The 4,240-nt window shown below is 48.8% G+C and carries 5 protein-coding genes; 1 reads left to right on the forward strand and 4 read right to left on the reverse strand.

The window, feature by feature from the left end:
* Positions 1-106 precede the first annotated feature (106 nt).
* Positions 107-979 (reverse strand): pirin family protein, encoded by an 873-nt coding sequence (locus Q1M25_RS08530; protein ID WP_300483845.1) that lies wholly within the window; start codon positions 977-979, stop codon positions 107-109.
* Positions 980-1,112: 133 nt separating this feature from the next.
* Here Q1M25_RS08530 and Q1M25_RS08535 point away from each other — a divergent pair, with 133 nt between their 5' ends.
* Complete coding sequence (locus tag Q1M25_RS08535) at positions 1,113-1,463, forward strand: helix-turn-helix domain-containing protein (protein ID WP_049349494.1); 351 nt, start codon at positions 1,113-1,115, stop codon at positions 1,461-1,463.
* A gap of 107 nt (positions 1,464-1,570) precedes the next feature.
* Here Q1M25_RS08535 and gloB read toward each other — a convergent pair whose 3' ends face one another.
* From gloB to Q1M25_RS08550, 3 genes are all read right to left on the reverse strand, one after another.
* Positions 1,571-2,320 (reverse strand): hydroxyacylglutathione hydrolase, encoded by a 750-nt coding sequence (gloB, locus tag Q1M25_RS08540; RefSeq protein WP_300483848.1) that lies wholly within the window; start codon positions 2,318-2,320, stop codon positions 1,571-1,573.
* 23 nt (positions 2,321-2,343) lie between these two features.
* On the reverse strand, positions 2,344-3,429 hold the full coding sequence (locus Q1M25_RS08545; protein WP_300483851.1) for a hypothetical protein: 1,086 nt from the start codon (positions 3,427-3,429) through the stop codon (positions 2,344-2,346).
* A 190-nt stretch (positions 3,430-3,619) separates the two neighbouring features.
* On the reverse strand, positions 3,620-4,240 hold a 621-nt coding region (locus Q1M25_RS08550), incomplete at its 5' end, for an HNH endonuclease (protein ID WP_300483853.1).

Here is a 4,240-nt window from a genome sequence, read left to right on the forward strand (position 1 = left end):
AAATAATAAAGGCCGTCTGAACAGATATTTTTCAGAGGGCCTTTTTGCACGGATGAGCTTGGTTAATGCATACAATGAAATCAATCAGCAAGTTTAAGCAAATGCCTTAATCAATACGGCCGAATTTGCCGCTTTTGAAATCGCTGATGGCTTGTCGGATTTCTTCGGCAGTATTCATCACAAATGGGCCGTAGCCGACTACGGGTTCATCAATCGGAACGCCGGAAAGCAGCAAGATTTTGACTTCTTCGCTACCGGCTTTCGCGTGAACTTTACCGCCGGTTTGCTCAAAATTGACCAATTCTCCGGCTGTCGCCTGTTCTTTGCCATTAAACGTCACCGCTCCGCGCAGGACAACCATAGACAGATTGTGATTGTCGGGTACTTCCAATTCGGCTTCTTGATCGGCATGAAGCACAATATCCCAAACATTCATTTCGGTGAACGTGTCCGCTGCGCCTTTTACGCCGTCATGTTTGCCTGCAATCAGACGTAAGTAGCCGGCTTCGTCGGGAAATTCGACGACGGGAATATTCACTTTGGCAAGATGCTGATAGCGTGGCGGCGTGTTTTTGTCTTTGGCCGGCAGGTTGCCCCAGAGTTGCACCATTTCAAAGAGTCCGCCTTTTTTGCTGAAGTTTTCAGAGTGGAATTCTTCATGAATAATGCCTGAGCCAGCGGTCATCCATTGCACGTCGCCTTCGTAAATAATGCCGCCGCCTCCGCTGGAGTCGCGGTGTGCTACTTCGCCGTGGTAGGCGATGGTAACGGTTTCAAAGCCTTTGTGCGGATGTTGTCCGACACCGCGCGGACCGTGCATTTCGTTGGGTGCAAATTCATATGGCGCAGCATAGTCCAACATCAGGAATGGATTGGTGCCGCGGTCGTCAGCCATGTGGGAGAACAAAGGTTGTACGAGGAATCCGTTGCCTACCCAGTGTTGGCTGTCGGCTCGGTAGATTTGTTTGATGTTGCGCATGATAAAGTTCCTTCTTTTTATGGCCGTCTGAAGCCTTTCAGATGGCCTTTTGTTACAGAATGCTTGTATTATAGGGGGTACAAACTTTATAACAAGTACGCACATTTTTTATACTGTGGTTTGGAGATTTTGTATGTCGGAAACAGAACACGCACACGGCTCTTGCTGTCCGGTCGTCAATACTTTGGATATTATCGGCGGCAAGTGGAAGGTATTGATTTTATATTATTTAAATGGCGAAACTCGACGTTTCAATGAGTTGCAGCGTTTGTTGGCAGGTATTACCCAGCGGATGTTGACGCTGCAGCTGCGCGAATTGGAAAACGACGGTATTGTTCATCGGGAAGTGTATCCGCAGGTACCGCCGAAGGTAGAATACTCGCTGACTGAGTTTGGGCGGACGCTGATGCCTGTGATCGAAGCCATGCACCGTTGGGGCGAGCAATATGCTGCGGAATGTGCGAAACATAAAAAGCAGCCGTAGGCTTTTATGGTTGCGATATTGATGAAGGCTTTAAGGCCGTCTGAACAGGCGTGATTCAAGGTTTCACGCTTATTCAGACGGCCTTATTCTTTAGGGATTAAGCCCAATTAAAATTGATTTTTTAATTCACGCAAAGCAGCGAAGACTTCGAGTTCGCTGTTTAATTTTCGTCCGCTCAATTCTTCGGCGCGTGCCTGACCTTGTGGCAGGTGTACGCGGAAAAACGGATTGACTTTGCGTTCGTGCGCCAGGCTGACAGGCAGTGTCGGCGTGTGTTCGGCTGCGGACAAGGCCGTCTGAATGTCGGCATTATCCGGCTCGATATGCAGGGCAAAGCGCAGATTGGAGGCGGTATATTCGTGCGCCGGATAAAACAGCGTTTCTTCGGGCAGCTGGTTGAATCGGTGGAAACTGTCGTAAAGCTGCTCGATTGTGCCGGTAAATACGCGGCCGCAACCGGCGGAGAACAAGGTATCGCCGCAGAAAACGTGCAGGCCGTCTGAATTTTCCAGCAGATAGCTGATGTGGCGGTCGGTATGGCCGGGGGTTGCCCAAACGGTAACCAAGCCTTCGCCAAACGGGAACTGCGTACCTGCGGTGACGGTATGCGTCGCCACGTCGATGTCGCTTTCGCCATAGATTGGGGATTCTAAAAAGCCGTGGAACAGGCTTTTCGCGCCGCCGGTATGGTCGGGGTGCGGATGGGTAATCCATGTTTGCGCCAGCATCAGGCGGTTGTGGACGAGGAATTTCAAAACGGGCGTGGCATCGGACGGATCGACGCAGGCGGCATGGTTGCCTTCTTGAATCATCCAGATGTAGTTGTCGTTTAGGGCTTGGATTGGCGTGATTTTCATATGCTTTCTTTTGGTTTGGGGTTTCAGACGGCCTCTAAATAATCTTTGATATTCGGGCTTTGGCCGAATACGGCTTCATGGGCTTGCTGGATACACAGTCGGTTGAACAGCAATCTTTGGGTTTGGTCGCCGTCGATAATCCGTACTTGGCCTTGCAGTTTGGGCGCGTCGTGATGAAAGGTATTCTTAAACGCGTGCCATCGGTCGGTTTGCAGATGGATGACGGCAAACATATCGTGCGAAATATTAACGCCGACGCTGAATAGTTTGGCCGAGGCTTGCAGGCAGAAACTGCTGTCGCCAAACAGGCACAGCCCTGTGTTTTCCGGATAGCGGAACAATTCGATTTTCACTGCTTCGGGTTCGGCAAAGATATTGCAAAATAGCCGTTCAAACAACGACGGTTGCGCCACGCCTTCGCTCAACATACCGTAAAGCCCGCCCAGCCAATCGACATAGCCGAGAAAAGTGAAACAGTAGTCCTGCATAATGGCTTCGATGCGCTTGGGATCGCGTTTGCTGATCAAGCGGACAAATTCAAAACCGACTTCCGGCAGCCGCGCCCGAAGTGCTTGGTGCAGGCGATGGGCAAACAGGTTTTTATGGTTGTGCGGATTGCGCAGGATACCGAGGAATTTCAGCCGCAATATCCGCCACAAGGCATCCGGTACTTTGACGGTGTCGGCATTTGCCGTAGTTGTTTTCAGACGGCCTGCAGGTAAGGTACGCAGATGATTGCAGGCCTCTTCGTAGCCGCTTTCATGACGGTTGAACCAGCTTTCTAGATTGTATTGGTTGGCGGAGTCTTCGACAAAGGTCAGCGTATAGAGGTTTTTCGCCGCCAAGTTGCCGATGATGTTGACGCTTATCGCTTCGCTGCGGTTTTGTTCTTTGCCACGGGCTTTTTCGCCAGTATGGAACATTGACAGAGGCAGGCGGTAAACGTTTTGGTTTTGCGGGCTGACCTGCGGATTATGCGCATGCTGCCGCTGCTCGGTTTGGGCGACGAAGTGGTGCTCCTTAGTCGGATTCGCGGTCAACAGGGCATAAGGCTTTTCTCCGCATTCGGAAAATTCGCAATCGCTGAGGATAAAGGCTTGTCGAGTCATAATGTCGGGAAAGGCCGTCTGAATATGTCGATTATAGTTTAAAAGTGGGAATTATACAGAAGGACGGCGACGGGTTTGGTCTTTATACGCAAAAGGACGCAAAAAGGTCGTCTGAAAACGGATATAGCGAGGTTCGCTAAATCGTTTTCAAACAACCTTAAATCAACGGACTGTTCAACACTATTTATTCTTATTTTTGGAAAACATGGTTACGGTGATACTCGAAATATTTTTCGCTTTCAGGTTCGATTTTTAATTTCATATCGCGAGAAATTCCAAGCCGCTCTTGATTTTCCGGATCGATTGTCGGGTGGATTTTTATCGTCCCGTCGGTATCAAACGTAATCAGTCCTTTATCAAATAATGCGTCAATATTGGGTGCGAGCATCAGACCATTGAAGGGATCTAAACGTTCGTTATTATTGCACACACTCCAAGGTTTAATATGGCTGGCAATGAGTAAAGGCTGGATATCTAGACCTGTCAGTGGGCAGCTTGGATACAGTTTGAGTAGTTTTTGCCGGAAACTGCCTTGCCCTTGACGAGCTTTTATTAAGGTTTCGATTTCAGTTCGCTTTTCTGGGTCAGTCTTGGATGATAAACATTTTTCGAGTTCGTCTATATCAGATTTTAAGGATAGGGCAGAAGCGGCCTGAAAATTTGGTATTTCTGCGCACCATGTCACTAGTAATCCTTTTTTCTTACAGTTTCCGCATAGAGTTAGTTTTCTCCTGTATTCATCCATGCTCCATTTTTCAAGTTCTTCGATTGAGTTTGAGCAAACTTTGAAATAGTCTGAAGCTTTTGTTGT

Origin of the sequence: uncultured Neisseria sp., from assembly GCF_951230505.1 — a bacterium.
GTDB lineage: Bacteria > Pseudomonadota > Gammaproteobacteria > Burkholderiales > Neisseriaceae > Neisseria.